Source organism: Methylobacter sp. (assembly GCF_036845245.1).
Lineage (GTDB): Bacteria > Pseudomonadota > Gammaproteobacteria > Methylococcales > Methylomonadaceae > Methylobacter_A.
Genome location: NZ_DAIUEH010000042.1, coordinates 1 through 22768 on the forward strand (window position 1 = coordinate 1; position 22768 = coordinate 22768).

Annotated in this window: 19 protein-coding genes; 4 read left to right on the top strand and 15 right to left on the bottom strand. The window is 43.5% G+C overall.

All coding sequences use genetic code 11. From position 1 onward, the window contains the following. The first annotated feature begins 163 nt into the window (after positions 1-163). The 3 genes from V7051_RS17280 to V7051_RS17290 are packed head-to-tail and all read left to right on the top strand — an operon-like array spanning position 164 to position 5131. Positions 164-3427, top strand: a complete 3264-nt coding sequence (locus V7051_RS17280) for a hypothetical protein (RefSeq protein ID WP_333877001.1) — start codon at positions 164-166, stop codon at positions 3425-3427. Next, positions 3420-3902: a response regulator gene (locus tag V7051_RS17285; RefSeq protein WP_333877002.1), complete on the top strand. Its 483-nt coding sequence runs from the start codon at positions 3420-3422 to the stop codon at positions 3900-3902. Before V7051_RS17280 ends, V7051_RS17285 begins: the two co-directional genes overlap by 8 nt. Next, complete coding sequence (locus tag V7051_RS17290; RefSeq protein WP_333877003.1) at positions 3899-5131, top strand: 5'-methylthioadenosine/S-adenosylhomocysteine nucleosidase family protein; 1233 nt, start codon at positions 3899-3901, stop codon at positions 5129-5131. The genes V7051_RS17285 and V7051_RS17290 overlap by 4 nt, the downstream gene beginning before the upstream one ends. Before the next feature lie 211 nt (positions 5132-5342). On the opposite strand, the gene V7051_RS17295 is transcribed toward V7051_RS17290, so the two are convergent. Beyond that, complete coding sequence (locus V7051_RS17295) at positions 5343-5516, bottom strand: hypothetical protein (protein ID WP_333877004.1); 174 nt, start codon at positions 5514-5516, stop codon at positions 5343-5345. 23 nt (positions 5517-5539) lie between these two features. Here V7051_RS17295 and V7051_RS17300 point away from each other — a divergent pair, with 23 nt between their 5' ends. Next, positions 5540-5803 carry a tyrosine-type recombinase/integrase gene (locus tag V7051_RS17300; protein WP_333877005.1) on the top strand — a complete coding sequence of 88 codons (264 nt, stop codon included), beginning with the start codon at positions 5540-5542 and terminating at the stop codon, positions 5801-5803. A gap of 306 nt (positions 5804-6109) precedes the next feature. Here V7051_RS17300 and V7051_RS17305 read toward each other — a convergent pair whose 3' ends face one another. The 14 genes from V7051_RS17305 to V7051_RS17370 all read right to left on the bottom strand — a co-directional run bounded on the left by V7051_RS17305 (position 6110) and on the right by V7051_RS17370 (position 22760). Further along, positions 6110-6697 carry a recombinase family protein gene (locus tag V7051_RS17305; protein ID WP_333877007.1) on the bottom strand — a complete coding sequence of 196 codons (588 nt, stop codon included), beginning with the start codon at positions 6695-6697 and terminating at the stop codon, positions 6110-6112. A 375-nt stretch (positions 6698-7072) separates the two neighbouring features. Further along, positions 7073-7432, bottom strand: a complete 360-nt coding sequence (locus tag V7051_RS17310) for a hypothetical protein (RefSeq protein ID WP_333877009.1) — start codon at positions 7430-7432, stop codon at positions 7073-7075. Between the two features lie 22 nt (positions 7433-7454). Continuing rightward, positions 7455-8618, bottom strand: coding sequence for a hypothetical protein (locus V7051_RS17315; RefSeq protein ID WP_333877011.1), 1164 nt, complete (start codon positions 8616-8618; stop codon positions 7455-7457). Between the two features lie 471 nt (positions 8619-9089). Beyond that, positions 9090-9734 carry a gamma-mobile-trio protein GmtX gene (gene gmtX / locus V7051_RS17320; RefSeq protein WP_333877013.1) on the bottom strand — a complete coding sequence of 215 codons (645 nt, stop codon included), beginning with the start codon at positions 9732-9734 and terminating at the stop codon, positions 9090-9092. Further along, positions 9721-12303: a gamma-mobile-trio integrase GmtZ gene (gene gmtZ / locus V7051_RS17325; RefSeq protein WP_333877015.1), complete on the bottom strand. Its 2583-nt coding sequence runs from the start codon at positions 12301-12303 to the stop codon at positions 9721-9723. The genes gmtX and gmtZ overlap by 14 nt, the downstream gene beginning before the upstream one ends. A 2-nt stretch (positions 12304-12305) precedes the next feature. Continuing rightward, a complete protein-coding gene (gene gmtY, locus V7051_RS17330; RefSeq protein ID WP_333877017.1) occupies positions 12306-13793 on the bottom strand; it encodes a gamma-mobile-trio recombinase GmtY in 1488 nt (495 codons plus the stop codon). Between the two features lie 182 nt (positions 13794-13975). Further along, positions 13976-15805 (bottom strand): glutamine--fructose-6-phosphate transaminase (isomerizing), encoded by a 1830-nt coding sequence (gene glmS, locus V7051_RS17335; protein WP_333877019.1) that lies wholly within the window; start codon positions 15803-15805, stop codon positions 13976-13978. Position 15806: 1 nt separating this feature from the next. Beyond that, positions 15807-17177, bottom strand: coding sequence for a bifunctional UDP-N-acetylglucosamine diphosphorylase/glucosamine-1-phosphate N-acetyltransferase GlmU (gene glmU, locus V7051_RS17340; RefSeq protein ID WP_333877021.1), 1371 nt, complete (start codon positions 17175-17177; stop codon positions 15807-15809). Between the two features lie 264 nt (positions 17178-17441). Continuing rightward, on the bottom strand, positions 17442-17864 hold the full coding sequence (locus V7051_RS17345) for a F0F1 ATP synthase subunit epsilon (protein WP_333877024.1): 423 nt from the start codon (positions 17862-17864) through the stop codon (positions 17442-17444). A gap of 24 nt (positions 17865-17888) precedes the next feature. Beyond that, positions 17889-19268 carry a F0F1 ATP synthase subunit beta gene (gene atpD / locus V7051_RS17350; RefSeq protein WP_333877025.1) on the bottom strand — a complete coding sequence of 460 codons (1380 nt, stop codon included), beginning with the start codon at positions 19266-19268 and terminating at the stop codon, positions 17889-17891. Between the two features lie 38 nt (positions 19269-19306). After that, positions 19307-20170, bottom strand: coding sequence for a F0F1 ATP synthase subunit gamma (gene atpG, locus V7051_RS17355; protein ID WP_333877027.1), 864 nt, complete (start codon positions 20168-20170; stop codon positions 19307-19309). A 12-nt stretch (positions 20171-20182) separates the two neighbouring features. Further along, complete coding sequence (gene atpA, locus V7051_RS17360; protein ID WP_333877028.1) at positions 20183-21724, bottom strand: F0F1 ATP synthase subunit alpha; 1542 nt, start codon at positions 21722-21724, stop codon at positions 20183-20185. 20 nt (positions 21725-21744) lie between these two features. Next, entirely contained in the window at positions 21745-22275 is a 531-nt protein-coding gene (locus V7051_RS17365; protein ID WP_333877030.1) for a F0F1 ATP synthase subunit delta, read from the bottom strand. A gap of 8 nt (positions 22276-22283) precedes the next feature. Next, entirely contained in the window at positions 22284-22760 is a 477-nt protein-coding gene (locus tag V7051_RS17370; protein WP_333877031.1) for a F0F1 ATP synthase subunit B, read from the bottom strand. Positions 22761-22768 lie beyond the last annotated feature (8 nt).

Below are 22768 nucleotides of genomic sequence, written 5' to 3' on the forward strand. Positions count from 1 at the left end.
AACAGGTCATACTCGATATTATATGTGCAATTCACATATTTGACCCATTACCCGGAATCTGTTTCTCGATGCACGGGTCGTTCTGAATCCTTCTCAGTTCGATGACTTCCAAATATGGCTTAATCATCAGATAGAAACCCAACTCGCGGACTTCTTGCGGCTGATGGTCGGCTATGAAGAACTAGCTGGGATATATACTGAAGCTCCTGTGACGACCTTAGAACGAGAACTTCTTTGGATCACATCTCGCATAAAGGCAGAAGCCAACAGAATTAACACTTTTCGTACGGGAGTAGAGGAAGTCGAGCGTCTCGTCTTCACTGGTAAAATTAGGGACGCAATCGAAGGGCTAAAGATCATTCAAGATAATTTTGGAATCTCTCTCTGGTCTGTCCAGCTTCGCATCGCTCTTGAACACCAAGATGGGGGGCTTGAGCAGCAGAAACGGTATACAGCCGAGGTTCGAAGGGCTTACAAGCGAGGCCTGCTCGATTTCATAGCGTATCATACGAGTGTACGGAACGAAGATAGAACAACTCTTGCAAAGTTCTGCGATGACATCAAGGTACGGATTGATAAGCACCAATACTTTGAGCCTTTTGTTAAGACTTACACTCGCTTCCGCTTGGCAGGAGAATGGCCAGCCTCTGAGTCTGGATTAGCTGATATTCTCCGAGTAGAGCAAAGCCACTCGTCTATCGATATCTATGAAACCTTCATCGCCGTTGCGCAGGAAATTGCCCGTCGCAAAGATTCCCATAAATCTCATAGGGTGTTGGTGCAATGTTTGCGTAACCTCGCTCCCATCACTGATTTTCGCATAGCAAAAGTCGCTCTGGTGCTAGGAGCGCACGATGTTTCTAGGACGCTTGACCATCGGAGCTACGAGATATCAGATATTTTGTTTCTTGGCAATGCGAAACTTGCGGCGCAAACTGCTCGACTATATTTGAGAGCACCCCATAATATTGATATATGGCAATTCATATATGCAGGACTAGCCTTTGGGCATGCTAACCACCGGAGAGAAAAAGAACTTCGCCGACCAAATGATGTTTCACGGATACTAGGTAAAATTTTAAGCCGATGTGACGATCTGAATGATTCGTTCATCCAGTTGGGTAAGCTTGCTATTAACCTGCGAGGGCTTGCCGCTGCAGCCGGTCTTCTCGACTTGCTCCAGTTGTTACGCCGATCATATCCTGATGATCCTTGGCAACCTTGGTTCATCAGTATGAACAGTCCAACCATTGGTGTGGAAGATTTAGTCCCTGCCCCCACCATATCGGACCTTTCTGTCCAAACTGTAAAAAGTCACACTCTGAGTCCAACGGAGGCAGTATGGCGATTATTCCAGGGCGAAGGATCAGTTTCTGTCAATGTAAGCCAAGCAGCCCTTATATTATTCATATCCGCCAGCCTACTCCGTAATGGACAGTGCCAACAAGTTGTGGATATGATCGGCGCTCAGAACGGGACCTTCGAATCAGAGCCACTTAGGTCAATAGCGGCTTCAATGTTGCTGCATGCTTACTTCTGCTTAGGTTACCGACAAAATGTGATCACCCTGATCGCGGATGAAGGGGCGCGTAGCGAAGCTAATCGCCGTTTGCTTCCTATTCTACCTTCGCTCGAAAATTATGTTTGGCATGATTACAAAACCGTATCTACACCACTTGCGGCACCGATAGCGCTACACCTCCTGTGGAGCTTAAATGAGGACAAAGAGATCGCATCAAGCCTACGCTACGCTACTGGCTCGTTTTTTCGGATAGCTGGAGTAGCTCGCCCTTCTAAATTAATTGAGCTAGCTGAAGCATACCCGAGACACCAACTTGTTTATTTCTTAAGAGAAGTGTGCTTGCCACATATTCTGGACAGTTGTCGGATTTTGAAAGGCTCTCGTGAAGTGATGGAGGAACGGCAAGCTATCTGCTTAGCTCTACGTGAGCTTGATTCCGCCAATGCAAATGACTACCAAGATGAAGTATTATCGATTGCCAATCAACTGGCTCTAGATGAGGGCCAATGGATTGTCGACCGTACCAGAGTTTATGTGGACACTGACGCACTATCTCGATGGGCTGCTAAGGAGTTATCAGAAGACTATGCCCGCTACCGTGATCTGTTAGGGGTAAATATTGGATCAGTCCAGAACTTTGACGATGTTTTGAAGGAGCTTACTACAGCGGCCTCGTCTCAACGTTCCACTTTTATACCAGAAAACGAGGCAGACGCTGTACTCTTTGGCATGTTACATCGTATACGCGAGGAGTTTTTGTATAATCCGAGTCTTGGCTTAGATTTTTACCTAAGTAATCGTGTTCGTCATCACTCTTTTATAGGCTTGATCCGTAGACCTCTAGAAACTGCCTGCCTTATCACTACGCGTGAATCGGAGTCTAGTGATTATCACCGAAATGAATTTTGGCTAAAAAAGTTCGATTGGAGCAGTTCGGAAGCAAAAGAAGCTCTAAACGAAGCATTCGCAAAATTTGCGGCTAACTTTGACGAAACACTAACAGTAGCAAAAGACAGTTTCTACGTACATTCTCTAGAACGACCTGGCGGGTTATTGTATCTGGAACTTGCAACTCAACTGGTATCGATCGTACGTGCTATTGACCAGATAGATACCACCCTACCGGACTTCATTACCACCGCCATCGCAGTGCTTTGGGCAGCTATTGATCCATCACTTGCCAAGGTAAGGTATTTCATCTCTGAGAACTTAAAGCATGAGATCACAGATGGGTTTAATGAACTACGTGCTACTGTACGAAGGCACGCAGAGCAGGACCCAGCTTTCCTCGAGTTTGACATAGCGATTGGTAATTGTTCAAAAGAAGTACAGTACAAGCTAGACGAAGCTGCAAAATGGTTTTCGCATGCCGATCTAGAAACTCAGAAACGCCACTTCAAGCTTGATCAAATCGTTAATATCGCTATCGATTCAGCACTTAAATGTCAGAGGGCTTTTGATCCTGACATTAAACGTCATGTAGAAGGCGATATTGAAATGCAGGCGAGCAATCTTGTCTTTGTTCATGACGTGCTGTTCGTTGCATTAGATAACGTGCGAGCCCATTCAGAATGCAAGAAACCTAAGGTAAATATAAATATTCAAGCAAATGTCGAAAACGAAACACTCACTATTGAAGTACGAAGTGACGCCAAAGTACAGAATCGTGCGCAACATGATGAGGAGCTTCGTAGAATTCGTCAACTGATTGAAAGTGGCAATTTTGGGCGGCACACTCGCCGCGAAGGTGGCAGTGGTATTTTAAAACTGGCTGCGGTGGTGTTGCGTCAATCTGCTAAAGGTCGGATAGATTTTGGTTTCACTGAAACTGGACAGTTTGAATTAAGGGTAACCTATTCGATGATCGTACTAACTCCGGATCAGCAAGAAGGCAATCGTGAATAGCGTATATATTTTATTAGTCGAAGACGAAGCACCGAAACGGGCTCATATTGAGCGTTTCCTTAAAGGCCTAAGTACAGAGATAACTATTGCTGTCGCACAGTCAGTCAATTCCGCACTTGATGTTCTTGATGAGCATTTGCCAGACCTACTTCTCCTCGATATGTCTCTACCGACTTTCTCTGTTGGAGAACGTGAAAGCGGCGGCAGACCGCAGGGAGAAGGAGGAATTGAAATACTTCGTTATATGACGTTAGCCGAAATTGTTTGCCCAACCATTGTGATAACCGGTTATGAGGCCTTTCTACGTGAAGCTGGTAAGCCCGTAGATCTATCACAGCTCCGCATGGAACTAGAAGAAGAATTCCCTCGATGCTTTAAAGGGGTACTGCACTACAATTCAACTTACGATGAATGGAAAACTGAGCTCGGGAAAGCCCTGGCTGAGTTTAATATTTATACAGAGAAAGGAAAATGAAAATACTGATCGTAGATGACCAAGCACGTCGTTATGGGCGACTCATTGAAACACTTGCTGGTATTGGTGTAGATCGTGACAAGATCAATATGGCGCCTTGTGCAAATGATGCACGTGAACGCCTTCAATCTACTCATTATGATCTTCTTATTCTCGATATATTGCTGCCCATATGGCCAGATAGCGAATCCGAAATTACACATTCACTTAATCTACTTTTCGATTTACACCAAGAGGATGAATACCACAAACCTGGTCGAATTTTAGGCATTACTGCTGACAAGAATGTTGTAAGCGAGGCTTCGGAAATCTTTGCAAGCAGAACTTGGAGTGTCGTTGAATTCTCGGAAAGCAGCGACGAATGGATAAACCGTGCAGTAAATTGTGTGAAATATATCTTAGAAGAAGAAAAAAAACTAGCCACGAAACAACCGGACCATAATGTAGATTTGGCGATTGTTTGCGCTCTTGAAAAACCAGAGTTAGAAGAGGTTTTGAAGCTTCCCTGGAATTGGTCATCTCCTCGACCTCTTGATGATATAACCTTTGTTCGAGATGGTAATTTTATGGTTGAAGGGCGAAAGATTACAGTCTGTGCCACTTTTGCACCGCGTATGGGAATGGTCTCGACAGCACTTCGAAGTGCGGCTATTATTTCCATGCTGAGACCAAGACTAATAGCTATGTGCGGTATATGCGCTGGGGTCAAAAGCAAAGTGGGTTACGGTGACGTACTTTTGGCTGATCCTGCTTGGGACTTCCAAAGTGGGAAAAGAGTTCTTGACAAAGATAACGCTAAATTCTCGATCGCGCCACACCATTTACCCACTCATGTTTCCGTGCGGACGCATGTTGAGCAAATTCGTGGGGACCAAGAGGCGCTAGCAAAGATCGCTTCCGAGTATGGGGGCGATCTCAATCAGCGGAATGTCCCCCAAGTTATTATTGGCCCCGTCGCCTCTGGCTCGGCGGTACTTGCAGACGGGGAGGTCATCGAAGAGATCAAAGCTCAACATCGCGAATTAATCGGCGTTGAGATGGAAATCTATGGAATGTACGCTGCGGCACATAGCGCCTCTAAACCGCAACCAAAGCCATTTGCGCTTAAGGCAGTTTGTGATTTTGCTGATCCAGATAAGAAGGACGAGTATCAACGATACGCGGCATATACAAGCGCTAATGTTCTTCGTCTGTTAATGGAGAAATTCGGGCCACGGCTTCTTGATTAAGAAACGGTTTGTTTGCATCGGCGCGATTTCTATTCCGTAACCGGTCTATCCATGTATTGATTACCTTGGAAACAGTAGTAAGAACGTGGAAAACTTCCAATTTTGCTAGAAAGAACGTCAAAATTTAACAGCAGTCTTTGTTATTAAATACCTACTGTGATGTATTTAACTGGCAAAACCGAAGCTAAGTTGATTTAACCGTTCCCACACCTCAGATTTCCGTGATCATTCCAAAACTGGCACTGATCACATTCCCTGAGATAGATTGCTGTTCCATTGGCTCCACCACTTCTTTTGCAAGTGCACTCAAGCCTGTCACAATCCCCAGAAACACAATCCCTAGGTTGCACAGAGCAGCCGTAACATGATTCAGCAAAGGTTCCATGCACCTTATCTTTCGTGCAGCTAATGGTTTGTATAGCGGGCTTATTTAAACTAAATTCAGTTGATGTGGTATCGGATGTTTCATGTGCAGTACATCCTGCGAAAAGCACGCTACATGCTACGATCAGTTTTATATATTTCATCATATGTCTCCTTCACTCTCCTGTTGTTAATCAATATGCTATTGCGGCAATCATTGAAAGGGTTTCTGAGCACACTTTTAGGCGTTCCTTCGCCACCCACTTGTTGCAAGCCAATTATGATATTCGGACGATTCAGCAATTATAATTATTAAGATACAGTAACCTTAAAACAATAAGGATTTATACTCATATTGTTTAAAGTAGAACATAAAATAAGCACAAAGTCGTTCGATTTTGATCATAACTAAAATACATCAATAAACTTAGTGGTCCCCACATGTAATTAATGTAGGTAAATCCTCGGCTCTCCGGAGATGGACATTAATGTTACTTTGCCTTCCATTTTCACAATGATCGATGCCGAACACAGTGAAGTTCCGCTCCGCAGCAAAATGGGGTGTCATTTACTATTCATAATAGATTTTATTGAGAGTAACTGACGGGAACATTTTTATGGGGAGGTCAAAGCAGCTTCCCTGATTCGCATAACGGTTTGGCGAGTCGTCTTGAACTCACGCGCTACCTCAGTGACATTCATTCCAGCGGCCAACCTCTCTATGACTGCTGCGCGTTCCGCCTTATTTAACGCTGGCGGTCTGCCAAATTGTTTGCCGGCGGCCTTAGCCCGATTAATCCCTGACTGCGTTCGTTCAATTAACAGGTCACGTTCGAACTCGGCGACCGCGGCGATCACCTGCATGGTCATTTTTCCGGCGGGACTGGTCAAATCAACTCCTCCCAGGGCAAGACAATGGACGCGCACCCCGCTACGGGAAAGCTGCTCGATAGTTGCCCTAACATCCATCGCATTGCGCCCGAGCCGGTCGAGCTTGGTGACGACTAGAATATCGCCGGATTCCATTCGGTCGATCAGTTTAGTAAAACCAGGACGTTCTTTGGCTGCTACGGATCCGCTGATACTCTCTTCAATCAGTCGCTGCGCTTCGATAGCGAAGCCTGCCGCCTGGATTTCTAGACTCTGATTCTGGGTAGTTTGATCTGTCGTTGAAACTCGACAGTAAGCAAAAACGCGAGACATAGGTAAATTCCGTCCGAAAGTGATGTCCGAATTATAGCCTATGTACGAAATGCAGTTCACCTACTTTGGTACATCCTTGATAAGGCGTGTCCGAAACTGCTCGGTTTCGGACAGTAAATGGCTGCTTTGGGGAGCGGTGAACTGGCGCTATCGACCCGTTGCCGCCATTCGCGTATGTAGTTAGGTGCCCCAAAACTGGCCATTCAAGTAATATGGCAAACGGCAAAAGCAGCCATTTAAAAGGGAGCCTCGAAAAATCCAAATTCGCCAACACCTGCAATATAACTTGTTGACTTTGTTGTGGTTAAATTTTAAAAATAGGTTTTTCGAGGTTTCTAAAACATTAGACAGTTCGTCTCGAAAGGTGTAGTCGGGTTACCCGCCGTTCTTTAGGATTTTCGTTACCTTCGTCGCCGCTCCAATCACGGCGTTTGTCTTGTTTATGAATGTGGTGGCGGTTTTCATTTTTTTCGCTTCATTTTTGAGATCGTCACTTGCTGCCGTTATCTTGGCCAGTGCCGCAACTAGTTGCGCACTATGCAAATCGGCCATTAGTTCCTGAATGTGCAAGTCTGTCCGGCTATACATTAGATCATTAATAGTGGTAGTAAGTGTGATCCGTTGCGGATCGCCGATGTCAAGGCCGTTTTTTATTGTGATGGCCTCACCGATTTTTTCATCCAACAACTCGACATCGCTGTCACGCTGATCGGTAATGTCTTTTTCTGTTGCCATGATTTATTCCCCCATTACTTATTCATTTAGCAGCGGCAGTCGCTGTCGGCTGTTTAGCAAATGCCTTTTCAACGGCAGCGGCCTTATCGGCGAAATCGGCCATTGCATTCACGAGAGTCTCGAACTGGCTAGATTTGTCGTTTACTGCTGTTTGCATTTCGTTATGAGCCTTCACGAGACTCTGCCCAAGTGCCGCCGGATCGACTCCCTTGATTGCATTCAAACTCGCGACCAACGATGTCGAGTCCGTCAAAGGCGTGTCGTACCGATCCAGTGGTACATTCACAGGACATGTTATCTTCTTTGCCTTCTTGGCTTTCTCGGCGCACTTCTCATTATCAATGCGGGCAGCGAGATCGGAATTAATCCGATCCGTGCGGGCATTCAGTTGAACGGTAAGCAACTCGATACGGGTGGACCGCACCGATTTCAGCAAGGGCGTTATTGCCTTATCGACCACAATCTGAATCGCGCTATGCTTGCCTTTTTCGGTTTCGATGGAGGGTGTCCCAACTCCATTGATGGCTGACTTCAGCGTGTCGTACCGTGCAGTATCCAGGCCCATACCAACTGTCCAAGTCGCAAACGTCACAACCGCCTTTAGTGCTGGCCCGGCAGCCGCAGCTGGTGGGTATACGGCGCCAAGCGATGTGCCAAGTTCTGCAACATTCGACGACAACTGTGAAGCGGCTGCATCGTAATCTTTGCGATCTTGGGCATTCGTGACCGCAGCCAACCCGTCCGCATACCCTTTCAACGCCGCGAGCACTCTCTTTATCTCAGGTTTGCCGGGGGCAAACTTGTCTGCCGCAGAAGTCTTTGGGATATTGTTAGAGGGTACCATTGGCCTGCACAGTTTATCTAATTCTTTCCCACATCCTTCACTCAGATTCACCCCCGTCCTTGCGCCAATTACTTGCGCGAGATCTGCCGCCGCCTGATCTTGATCAAGATTGTCGAGCCCCTGTGTCACTCCATTCGACACAGCGGCAACACTTGAATTGAAGCTCCCCACTTCCTTTTGATAGAGGTATGGCGAACATCCGTACAGTGCCAATGTCACCGTAACCAGTGTGATAATTGCTCCCATCGAGCGCTTTCTTCCTTTCTCAGTGTGATTATATGCACTGTTCTGTCCGATGCAGACGAATAGGAATTTCAACTTACTTTCGATGATTGCTCGCATGGACAATACTCCCCTATTAGATCAATGAGATTTTGTTGCAATATTCCGTCAGGGGCAGAGATCACATTGAAGTCAATTCCACCAGTCGCGGATGACTGATGGAAAGCTCAACACGCCAAAACTATATACAATATAATTATCCCCGCTGCTATTTAATAGCATAGTTCCTACCTTCATTCAACTATTTCTAACGCCATAAATCAGTCAGTAACGACAGACAGCTCATGGCCGAAATTAGGCATTCAAAATTTGGCTTGGGTTATATCGGAATTGGTCAATGGCAGTGAAAGTTTGTGTCAAAAATCTTGATTTTTGGCACAATAACCGATTAGACAAGGGTATGCCAAAATATCTAATGTTTAACTGGTTCTAAGCCAGAAAACGATGCAAAGCTCTAAAGTCTCTCTGGACAGTACGCTAATTTATAGTGAATGTTTTACAGTATTATCTATTTGTTTTTTCTATTCTAATTCATTTAACAGTCTGATCAAGAATTTTTAAAATCGCCAAGACATATCCTGGCTCATAGATTTTTCTTCCATATTCATTACGAACAGAACCGTCATCATTTTTTTTCCATCCGTTTTCGTTAAAAATCCGATCTGAAACAGCCGATTCGAGCGCTTTAATTTCCGTTACAGATAAAGGTACTGCTGGTAGTAGCTCTATAGAGTTTCCCGTATTTGCCGTAATACGAACCGATCTGTCAATAACAATTTTATCCTTGGTCAACGACTTCAAAAGCCGGTTTTCACCTCTTAAATTGCGGATTTCGGCAAGCATCAGTCCGACTTCTGCGCGAATTACAGGGTCACTTATCAATTGAAGAATATCTTCTTGCTTGGGAATTGCTTTAGATTTTTTTCTAGTTTGTTCGCTCTTATGAAGCCAAGAAGTAATTAATTGTCTGTAATTTTCGCCATTTTTGTTCCTTATAGCTTGCTCTGATGGGCCACCTGATTTTTGTGATAATTTACCAATAGTTGAAATAGAGAAGTCATGGCTATTCCGTTCCATTTGTTCTTCACAAATCTGTTGTATTATCTTGAGGGAACTTTGTTTTCGAGATGATGCTCCAGTCCATAGCATTTCATACACTTCATCAGGACTTTTCATGCATCTTTCCAAGATAAGGCCGAAGTTTATTTGATATATCAAGAGAGTTTCGTTGGGGCTGGCTAGTCAGCTGTTCTATCTGATCTGTGATACCTAACGTTGATAGCTTACCCATTGATTCAACAAAATTAATTGCCCCTTCGAAAGAACCCACACGCCCTTCTATCAGCATCATAATTTGATTGCCAATTTCAAGCTGCTCCGCTTCAGATAAACAAAGCAGGACTGGCGACTTACCATTGGCACTTAACATCAAATCGATTGCTTGGCCTCGGCGCAAGCTTGCTTTTGTTGCATCGTAAGAAGGAAATATTTCAGCATTCCGGCAAACTGTCTCCAATTGCATTAATAAAGATTTTTCATCTAAACGAAGATCTGGAATAGTTTGCCATTCCAAACTTAATAATTTAACGCCTTCATTTTCACTATTTTTGCAAATATCAATGCTACGTTTGATTAACTGATAGGTTGCATGCATATCATTCATAATAGAGTCAACCTTAGTCGCTTCCCTTTCATATTCAAGCTCAGCCTGAATGAGTTCTTGTTGTTTTAAAAACGGCTGGTCCTTTTCTTCGGATGCAAAATTTTCTAACCTTAAATTTTCCAAATTATTTTCAATCGCTATGTATCGTTCACCCGCATTGCTGGTCTCGTAGCTCAAATTATTGAAATGAGCAATTAACCCAGGTAAAAAAGCTGGGCCGGTAATAAACCATCTACACCGGACACAATTTTTTGTATTGCCTTGGAAGTCCCGGACAACTGGAGCATAGCTAATAGGTGCATTACCAAGTTTTACGTACTGTTCCCCGCCATTATCACACCCCTGAAAAGCGATAGGGCATATACCTTTATCCATGATTTGCCAGCTCAGTTCAGCTTTTTTATTAAGTGCATCTAAAGCAGCAACATGATTAACTGCGGTAATTTCTTGCAGGTCTTGGTATTCAGCGTTAACTAAAAATTGTTTGAATTGAATCTGGGACTGAACACTAATTTTCTTTTCAGCTTCGGTCATTACTTGTTGCATGTAGGCCTGACCGATTTTGGTGTAATACAACGTCATGACAATTCTGCTATGACCAGCCACTAACTTTGACAAAATCGGTATTGGCACGCCACCTTCAAGCGCAAAACTGGTGATGAGAGAGACCCGTAAAGAATGTAGTGGAAAATTAGTTGTCCAATAATTTGTTGGATGGCTTACTTTGCTTTCATGGCTTTTTACAAATTCAAGAGGCTTTCCATTAGAAAGTGTTTCATTCCTCGCAGAACAATTCTTTTCAAGCTGATGCAGCAGCCCATACCACAATCTAAACATCGAACGCTCTGTGATAGGAAAATGATGTTCATCGTTACTTAATACTGCCCGGTTTCGAAACAGAAAACAGGTTTCCCCCATTTCCATCAGTTGTTGCTTACTCTTTAAATCCCCTGTATGTTTTCTTTTTAAAGATAACCAACTTGTTGGGCTATGAATTGGATTGTATTTTTCCTGCCAATTTCTTAACACTTCTAACCATTTAAGGACACGTTCATGTTGCCACGGAATAACATAACCTTTTGATAATCCATGTTTATTAACATCCGCTGTTTTGTTTGAATTAACAAAAAGCACTGTAGTTTCACTTTCAAGGTCAGTGTGTTTTCTAAATACCCCACGGCCAATCTGATACTTCCTTATTTCATTTTTTGTTGCGGGTGCTAGTGGCCCATCGTTAATTTCCCACTTTCCGGAAATGTGCCTCCAATAATCAGCCTCACCTGAATCAAGCCACCTGACTTGGGCTGTTCTAAGGGGCAGTTCCAATTTAATTAGTAAAGCAACTGCATTGACAGGACACCACATCTCATAGACTATTTTATCCTTATGCAGTTTTAAGCCATCATACGAACGCCCTTTGGGGATTGTTCGCTTACGCCAAACACAGTTTGGATCAGTTAAATCGATTTCGTCTATTTCGACCTCAAACCAATCGCCATCGCCTTTTGTTTTAACTTTACAATCTCCCGCAGCATGCGCCCATTTCCAATCAGAGAAATTTTCAGCATTTGGAGGGCAAAGAATTTCGCGAAGTTCAAGAATGTATTTATAGGGTAGCGGGGTGTAAACGGTTTCTGTTACCACCATCCCCGACCGGTTTTTAAGTTTTATTGGATTTCGATATCTTTGAGGTATCACTATATGGCCATAATCGTCTTCAACGCCAACAAGCTCCGACAAACAATAATCTAAAAACTCCTTTATATAATTGTTATAGGTGACCGCTTGTCTTTGTGAAATCGCTTCACAACTTTTTATTGAAGGCCGTATGGTCTCTTCAAAAAAATCAGGTACTACGGTTTTTCTATCGAAAAAAACCAAAGGATTCGACGGTAACTTGTATGGAATTATAAAAGATCGAAAAAACCGGCTAAGGCTATTTCTTTTACTTGATAACCCGCGTTCTTGCTTTAATAGCCAATTCGAAGTTAATTTAGCCCACTCCTTATATTGGAGGCCATACGAACTCTCTAGCCATTGAAATGAAATGTCCTCTGTAATTCCACCATATGGTTCGAACATTATTAGCTCCTTAGCAACCAAGACTGACCTGACAAAAGCTCATAAGGATCTACGTCTTTAAAACCTTCTGACATCAGATCGTCGAAATCTGCGTTAGAGAGAGTTTCAGAGCCAAGCTTTTTTTCAGCATGATTTAAAATTCGAGATACTTCTTCAATTTGTGGCTGACAATAAACCAGCTGCGATTCCAAACTTGAATGATGAAGCGCATTGCGCCGAACTACTGGGTCTATTTTGGCATTTCTTAATCTTTGACCATAAGCATGCCTATGACCATGTGGTGAAAGGCCTGTATCTTTTGAAGGATAGAAACCAATTTTATTAATAGCTCTAGCGTGGTTTTGATAATATGCTGATATAGATAATGGCTTCCCTAGATTACTACCACTCAACGAAATAAATGCAAATGGATGATTTCTTTCTACGTCCCGTATCTGTCGTAAATATAGTTTCCATAGAACATAAAACAATTCACCATATATAGAAGGAAACCATTGTACGGTAATGAAATTACTCTTTTCATTGTCGAGCTTTTTGACTTTCCATCCTGCTCTGTATGTTCTGTTCGTTGATTTATTGCGGGGTATTAATCCAAATTTTCCTTTAAGATAACTTTCTCGATTTACTGTGTAAGGTTTTCCATCTCTATCAAACCAGTCGTTTGGAGCTTGTCCATTTATTGGGTGATAAATCCTAACATATGCAATATTTCGTCCACTATGCAGAGGATCAAGTGTTACATCATTTAAGTATAGGTGAAATGGTTCGCTCATTCGCAGTCCTCCACCATTCAGTAATAAGGTAATTAAAATATCCCGTATATTAAATCTCTCTCCCAAATTTTTGGAATGCTCATACCCGTAATTGGTAAATCCGTTAAATAATAAGTTTCCAAAATGCTTATCGGGAAAATACTTAACCGCACCAAGATGCTTAGAATTCTTTTTTGCCGTTACTGATCTAACAAACCAGGAATTTTCAATCGATTTTTTCTTATCCCATGTATGTCCTAAGAAGGATTTATTATGTCTATGATTCCATGCAGACCAATATAAGATCTGTTCATAGCTACAAGCTTGTTTCATTGGGTTAAGAGGCTCTATATGATAATTATTCGTTAGCCAATCTGAGTACTGGACCAAACTCGCAATAATTCCATTTGCAGTTGTGGTATTTTTCGGTAACCAATACAACATAGACGGATCATTACCATCAGTTCCAATTGTTCCGCTATAAAGCTGTTGAACAAAAGCTTTAAACAATTCCTGCGCGGAAGAGAATAAATTTATATTTGCACTTATATAGCGAAGTAATAACTTCAGGGAAGTTATCTGTAACTCCATCCAACTTTGACTTCTGGCGTGAGCATGATCAAGAAGATATTCCATGTGAGAACTGATGATCCCTTGGTCTGTCATTAAAACAGGGATTTCCTCATACACGCCGGCATTACTTCGAAACACTTTGGCAACTAATTTGACAGTATCCATCAGTTCGCTAAGCTACATCTTGATTATTTGATTACATTTTAAGTTAGCACATAAAAATATTTTTGCAAAAAAAAGCCCTGAACTCAGACTGATCAGGGCTTATTTGGTTATGTTTGATTATACGAATTGAATGAGTATTTCTTTATTACTCTCCTACACTTGTAATGATAATTTTGCCACAACTATTCCACCGTAACTGACTTCGCTAGATTCCTGGGTTGATCTACATCTGTACCTTTTAAAACTGCGACATGGTAAGCCAACAGTTGTAAGGGAATAGTATACACAATAGGCGAAATCTCATTACTGACTTGAGGCACTTTTACGATCTGTACATTTTCATCGTTTGCGGTAGCTAATGTTTCATCCATAAAAACAATCAATTGCCCACCCCTGGCGCTGACTTCCTGCATATTAGACTTCAATTTTTCCAGCAGGCTATTGTTTGGCGCGACGGTCACAACCGGCATGTCGGCATCGATCAATGCCAACGGGCCATGCTTTAACTCGCCAGCCGGATAAGCCTCGGCATGAATATAGGAAATTTCTTTTAGCTTTAATGCGCCTTCCATAGCAATCGGATAATGAGTGCCCCGACCTAAAAACAGGGCGTGCTGTTTTTCGGCAAACTGCTCGGACAGATATTTAACTTCATCATCCATCTGCAAAGCTTTTTCAATTTTCCCCGGCAAGCTGAATAGTTCCGAGGTTATTTTTTGCTCCTCTATTTCATTCAGCTGGAAACGTCTGCCAATGGCAATGACCAATAGCATTAGTGTTGTTAATTGCGTGGTGAATGCTTTGGTTGAGGCAACGCCAATTTCAGGACCGGCGCGCGTCATTAATACAAGATCGGACTCTCTGACCAGAGAACTTTCCGGCACATTACAAATGGCTAACGAATATTTTGCCCCCAGCTTCTTGGCTTCCAGCAATGCTGCCAATGTGTCGGCGGTTTCACCGGATTGTGAAATAGTGACAATCAGCGTATCCGGCGCTAAGACCGGGCTTCTGTAACGAAATTCGCTGGCTACTTCGATATTGCATGGAACGCGGGCCAGTTCCTCAAACCAGTATCGCGCCACCAACCCGGCGTGATAACTGGTGCCGCAAGCCAAGATTTGGATGGCTTTTATGTTATCGAACACTTCAGCCGCGTTATGCCCGAATGCGTTTTCCTGTAAACGGTTGTTGATGAATCGGCCTTCCAGGGTTTGGGAAACAGCAAAAGGCTGTTCGTAAATTTCTTTCAACATGTAATGGCGATAGTCGCCTTTATCGACAGCATCCGCTGTCAATTGACTTTCTATGATCGAACGATTCACTGCCTTGTCGTTCGAGTCATAAATAGCTACCCCCTTTATTGTAATCTCTGCGATATCCCCATCTTCCAGAAAAATAAAGCGCTGCGTGACCGGAAGCAATGCCGCCACATCCGAAGCGATAAAATATTCGCCTATCCCGACACCGATGACTAGCGGACTGCCTTTTCTGCACGCTATCAGGGTATCGGGATAATCAATACTCATTATCCCCAACGCATAGGCGCCATCCAATTTTTTGATGGCCTTTTTAACGGCACTCAGCAATCCGTCTGTAGATTCCATCGCGTGATAAACTTCATGCACGATAACTTCAGTATCGGTTTCTGAACTGAACTCGTAGCCCTGTTGCAGCTGCGTTTTTCTTAAGTGTTCATGATTTTCGATAATCCCATTATGGACTACGGCAACGTTATTCCTGCAAACATGTGGATGAGCATTAGCCGTACTGGGTTTACCGTGAGTAGCCCACCGGGTATGGGCTATACCGATATGACCTGCAATGGGATCGGCCTCCAGCAGCGTTTCCAGGCCTTTTACTTTGCCCAGCTCTCGCTTTCGGTAGATCTGCTGGTTGTTTATGACCGCGAGGCCAGCCGAATCATAACCGCGGTATTCCAACCGCTTCAGACCTTCCAGTAAAATGGGTACTACATTTCGTTGAGCGACACCGCCTACAATTCCACACATGCTATTTCTCCTGCTTAACAGGCCGTTGCCATCCGGCAAGGGACATCTGTTTAGCTCTGCTTAAAGTCAGTTGATTTTCCGGACTGTCTTTGGTGATAGTTGATCCAGCCCCTATCGTAGCGTTTCTGCCTATTGTAACCGGGGCGACCAGTTGGGTATCCGAACCTATAAAAGCCCCGTCTTCAATAACGGTTCTGAACTTGTTAACGCCATCATAATTGCAAGTAATGGTTCCGGCGCCGATATTGACTTTACTGCCCACCGTCGTGTCGCCGATATAACTTAAGTGATTTATTTTACTGCCCGATGCTACCGATGACTTCTTGATTTCTACAAAATTGCCGATATGGACATCATTAGCCAAAACACTTTCCGGTCTTAATCTGGCAAAAGGGCCGATTCGACTGCCTTGCCCAATTACTGCATCTTCGATGACGCAGTTTGCCAGGATCTCTACATGATCACCAATGATAGTATTCTTAATTTGAGTATTAGCACCTATTTTGACATGGCTACCGATACTGTTTTTTCCTTCCAGGATCACATTAATATCGATTTCTATGTCTTGCCCCAAACTTTCTATTGATCCTCTTTGATCAAAGCGCATTGGATCTTTTAGCGTAATGCCCCGCTCCATCAAACTATTCGCTTGCTCTTGCTGGTAGATACGCTCCAAGTAACTGAGTTGTATACGGTTGTTAACTCCCAGCACTTCATCCTCGGTTTCAGGCTGACAAGTGATGATGTTGATTTGATCGGCTACCGCCATTTCAATCACATCGGTCAGATAGTATTCACCCTGGGCGTTGCTGTTATCTAACTGGTTTAGCCATTTTTTTAATTGTTCGCCTTGCACGGCCATGATGCCGGTATTGACTTCATTGATCTGCTTTTCATTGGGCGTTGCATCTTTTTCTTCGGTAATTTTTATTACCTGACCCGCATCATTCCTGACTATTCTTCCGTAACCGGACGGATTGGCAAGCTTCACTGTAAGTAGAGCTAGAGACTGGTCATTGACATTACTTATCAGCTGTTGGACGGTTGCCAATTTCAACAAAGGCACATCACCGTACAGTATCAAAACAATATCGGAATCGGTAAATTGATCAATCGTCTGTTGTACCGCATGCCCTGTACCCAACTGCTGCTTTTGCTCTATCCAGTCGGCCTCCAAATCCTTTAAAGTTTCTGTAACGAGTTCAGCCCCGTGCCCTACAACAATTTTGATAGTATTACTTTCTAATTGCCTGCTCATGTCGTAAACATGTTGTAAAAGTGATCTATTGGCAATTTTATGTAAAATTTTGGGCAGCTCTGAACGCATACGCGTTCCTTTGCCCGCAGCTAATATAATGGTCGTTATTTTCATTTAGTGTTCCGTTAAACTTAGAAAAACCTGCTGATTCCGCATGTTTGTTTATAAGATAAAGCGTTATACTTTTTCAATCAATTAGTGCCATTACCTATTAGATGAGCTTGCTATTGAGCTGAATACTCCACATCACAATGCTTCGGATTTTTTAATTGCAAAGTTTTTTTTCGAGAGTTAAACCAAAAAAGCCCGATAACGAATTAATGCGTTATCGGGCTTTTCGATCAAAAAGAGTAGAAGCCTACCATGCTATATTCTAAACTATCCGCCGCGTTTTCTAAGCCTGTCTACAGTTCTTAATTGCATAATGGCTTCCTGCAATTGTGCCTGGGCTACGACATAATCAATTTTTCCTGATTTATCCGCCAATGCCTCTTCAGCTCTAGCTTTGGCTTCTATCGCAGCAGCCTCATCAATATCTTTCGCTCTTATAGCAGTATCCGCCAGAATGGTAATCAGATGGGGTTGTATCTCCAGCATACCTCCTGACACATAGAACGGATAAATTTCCTTATCGCTGACTTTTACCCGAACTTCACCGGGTTTGAGTCTTGATATTAATGGCGCATGCCGGGGTGAAATACCTACTTCACCCATTTCAGCAGGAGCAAATACCATTTCCGCTAACCCGGAAAATATTTCCTTTTCTGCACTAACAATGTCTACATGTACGGTCATGGTCATGGTTGATACCTACTGTTGTATGACTTATTTCATGCCTTTTGCTTTCTCAAGCACTTCATCTATGGTGCCTACCATATAAAAAGCCTGCTCAGGAATAGCATCGTATTCACCGTCGATAATGCCTTTAAATCCGGCAATCGTATCTTTCAGCGACACATACTTACCAGGAGAACCGGTAAATACCTCGGCAACGAAGAAAGGTTGAGATAAGAACCGTTGCATTTTACGTGCTCTTGATACGGTTAATTTATCTTCTTCAGATAATTCATCCATACCCAAAATCGCAATAATGTCGCGCAATTCTTTATAGCGTTGCAGGATGCCCTGAACCTTACGCGCCACATCATAATGCTCTTGACCAATGACCAATGGGTCCAACTGACGGCTGGTAGAATCCAGCGGGTCAATCGCAGGGTAAATACCCAGTTCGGCAATTTGACGAGACAATACAACGGTCGCATCCAAGTGAGCAAAGGTTGTTGCTGGTGATGGATCGGTCAAGTCATCCGCAGGCACGTAAACGGCCTGAATAGACGTAATTGAACCTGTTTTGGTTGAGGTAATACGTTCTTGCAATACACCCATTTCTTCGGCCAGCGTTGGCTGGTAACCTACCGCTGAAGGCATACGGCCTAATAGCGCAGATACTTCAGTTCCCGCCAATGTATAACGATAAATGTTATCAACGAAAAATAAAACATCGCGACCTTCATCACGGAAATATTCCGCCATGGTTAAACCGGTCAACGCAACGCGCAATCTATTTCCTGGCGGCTCGTTCATCTGACCGTAAACCAGCGATACTTTGTCGATTACGTTTGAATCGGTCATTTCGTGGTAAAAGTCGTTCCCTTCACGAGTACGTTCACCCACACCGGCAAATACCGAATAACCACTGTGCTCAATCGCGATATTACGAATCAGTTCCATCATGTTAACAGTCTTGCCAACACCGGCGCCGCCGAATAATCCCACTTTTCCACCCTTGGTAAATGGGCAGACCAAATCGATAACTTTAATACCGGTTTCCAGTAACTCGGTTGCCGCAGCCTGCTCGGCATAACTTGGCGCCTCACGATGGATGCCCCATTTTACTTTTTCGCCGATAGGGCCTTTTTCGTCGATGGGCTCACCCAGGACATTCATAATGCGACCTAGGGTTTCTTGTCCAACCGGTACAGCAATAGGCGCATTGGTATTACTGACTTCCAAGCCTCGGCTTAAACCATCGGTAGTACCCATCGCAATAGTTCTGACAACGCCATCACCTAATTGCTGCTGAACTTCCAGCACCAAGCCTTTACCTTGTACATTTAAAGCATCATATACTTTGGGCAAGTCTGCACGTGAAAATTCCACGTCAACGACCGCGCCGATAATCTGAACGATTTTACCCGAACTCATTGAGTTGTCCTCTTGTGTTGTGTCATTTTAACTTGGGCTTAAACAGCTGCGGCACCGGCAACAATTTCTGAAATTTCCTGAGTGATAGCGGCTTGTCTGGCTTTGTTATAAATCAGTTGTAATTCGCTGATAATATTTCCGGCATTATCCGAAGCACTCTTCATCGCCACCATTCTGGCAGCCTGTTCGCAGGCATTATTTTCAACCAGTCCCTGATAGACGATGGACTCAATATATCGGGTTAGCAGATGATCCAAAACTTCCTTGGCATCGGGCTCGTAAATATAATCCCAATGACCGTTTAGAGTTTTCTCAAGCTCACCAGCTACGACAGGCAGTAATTTTTCAATAGTAGGCTTTTGGGTCATGGTATTAACGAACTCATTGTTTACTACATACAATTCATCGATTCTACCTTGCGCATAAGCATCCAACATGATTTTAATGATACCTATAATGTCATGCTGATGCGGAGTGTCGCCCAATTTAGAAACCTGACCTACCAGATTCGCTTTCAAGTTACCAAAAAAACCAAAGGCTTTAGTACCAATCGTACAAATATCAACTTCAATATTTGCTTTGTCCCATTGCATCATTTGAGTCAGCGTCTTTCTGAATAAATTTGAATTCAGTCCGCCGCACAACCCTCGATCAGAACTAATAACAATGATCCCGACTCGTTTAACCTGACGCTCAACGAGAAAAGAGTGTTTATACTCAGGATTGGCTTGAGCCAGATGTCTGATAATCTGGCCTATTTTTTTGGAGTATGGACGTGTTGCCAACATTCTGTCTTTTGTTTTACGCATCTTACTCGCAGCAACCATTTCCATTGCTCGCGTAATCTTTTGAGTATTTTTAATACTCCCGATCTTGCTGCGTATTTCTTTACCAACAGCCATATTAAAACCCTTTTACCAGCTATGAGTTTTGACGAAAGTTTGGATTGCAGTCAGCATACCCGTTCTTATGTCATCATTAAAATCGCCAGTTGCATTAATATTGTTCATTAATTCAGAATGCTCTGACGTCATGTACGCCTGTAAGGCAGCCTCAAAATCAAGTACTTTGTTAACTTCCACGCTATCAAGAAACCCTTCATTAGCGGCAAACAATGAAACCGCCATTTGCGCGACCGACATTGGTGAATATTGATTCTGCTTCATCAATTCGGTTACGCGTTGACCGCGTTCGATCTGCTTGCGAGTGTTTTCATCCAAGTCGGATGCAAACTGGGCGAAAGCCGCCAACTCACGGTATTGCGCCAAATCAAGACGCGTACCGCCACCCAATTTCTTGATAATCTTGGTTTGAGCTGCACCACCTACACGCGATACCGATAAACCTGCATTCACTGCCGGACGTATGCCGGAGTTAAACAGATTACTTTCCAAAAAGATTTGACCATCGGTAATAGAAATTACGTTAGTCGGTACGAAAGCCGATACGTCACCGCCTTGAGTTTCAATAATAGGCAATGCAGTTAATGAACCTGTCTTTCCTTTCACTTTACCGTCGGTTAATTTCTCAACTTCGTCCGCATTGATACGTGAAGCTCTTTCCAATAAACGGGAATGCAAATAGAATACGTCTCCTGGATATGCTTCACGACCTGGTGGACGACGTAATAGCAGAGAAATCTGACGATAAGCCCAAGCTTGCTTGGTTAAATCATCATAAATGATCAGAGCATCTTCGCCGCGATCCCTGAAGAATTCACCCATTGAACAGCCGGTATACGGTGCGATAAATTGCAGTGCGGCTGATTCAGATGCCGATGCAGAGACCACAATCGTATGAGCCATTGCACCATGTTCTTCAAGCTTACGTACTACGTTAGCAATTGATGAGCGTTTTTGGCCGATAGCGACATAGATACATTTAATACCCGTGCCTTTTTGATTGATGATCGCATCAACCGCGATAGCCGTTTTGCCGGTTTGTCTGTCGCCAATGATCAACTCGCGTTGACCGCGGCCTACCGGGATCATCGCATCAATAGATTTCAAGCCCAACTGCACGGGCTGATCAACTGATTGACGGGCAATTACACCGGGTGCAATTTTTTCGATCGGTGAAGTTTCGGTAGTTTCAATAGCACCTTTGCCGTCGATAGGATTACCCAGTGCGTCAACGACACGACCCAGCAATGCTTCCCCAACAGGTACTTCCAAAATCTTTCCGGTACATTTTACGGTATCGCCTTCAGAGATATGCTGGTATGAACCTAGTACCACCACACCCACTGAGTCTCTTTCAAGGTTAAGCGCCATACCAAAGGTATTGCCGGGGAATTCCAGCATTTCGCCTTGCATCGCGTCGGAAAGACCATGTACACGTACAATACCGTCAGTCACACTGACCACAGTACCTTCTGTATGAGACTCGGCGCTCAAGTCGAAGTTTTCGATCTTCTTTTTAATTAGATCACTTATTTCAGATGGGTTTAATTGCATGTTCTGTTTCTCGCTCTGGTTTAGAGTCGTTTTGCTAATTGTTGAAGCTGGCCTTTAACGGAACCGTCAATCACTCTGTCGCCCGCACGTACTAATACGCCACCGATTAATGATTTATCCACGGTCACATTCATATGGACTTTTTTGCTTAGCGTTTTTTCCAGCGTTGAATTGAATCGTTGCTTTTCTTCTTTGGAGAAGGCATAAGCGGTTGTTACTTCAACATCGACATAACCTTCATTTTCCGCCTTATAGGCTTCAAATAGCTCAGAAATAGTCGGTGCTAAGCCTAGCCGGTTATTTTGAACCAGCAATTTCAGAAAATTTGCACCTTCTTCATCTACTTGCCCCTGACAAACATCAAGCATCAGTGCCGACAACCTGTCTTTACTTACTTTGGGGTTATCCACAACGACAGAAATTTCTTTATCTTTCAGGACAGCCGACATAAACGCCAAACTTTTCGACCACTGTTCAGTGGTACCGGTTTCTTTGGATCGCTTAAAAACCGCTGCTGCATAAGGCCTTGCCAATGTTGCCAGTTCGCTCATTATGCTGCCTATCCTACTAATTGATTTGAAATTTTGCTCAGGATGTCTTGGTGCTTGGTTTTATCAATTTCAGCACTCAGAATCTGTTCCGCCGCCCGCAAAGCCAAGGCTGACACTTCTTTACGCAAATTTTCTATAGCTTGCTGCTTTTCCTGCTCAATCTGAGCCTTCGCCACAAGAATCAATCGCTCACCTTCTTTCTTAGCGGTGTCTTTTGATGCTTCAACAAGTTCATTGGCACGTTTTTGAGCTAAATTAACAATCTCTGAAGACTGCTCTTTGGCTTCTTTTAAAACGCCTTTGGCTTTTTTCTCTGCCAAGTGCATTTCTTCCTGACCTTTTTCAGCCGCAGCCAAACCATCAGCAATTTTCTTTTTACGTTCTTCTAAAGAGTCAAATAAAGGCGGCCAGATGTACTTCATGGTAAACCATACCAGAAGTGCAAAGGTTATCATTTGCCCAATCAGAGTAGCATTGATGCTCACGATGCGTT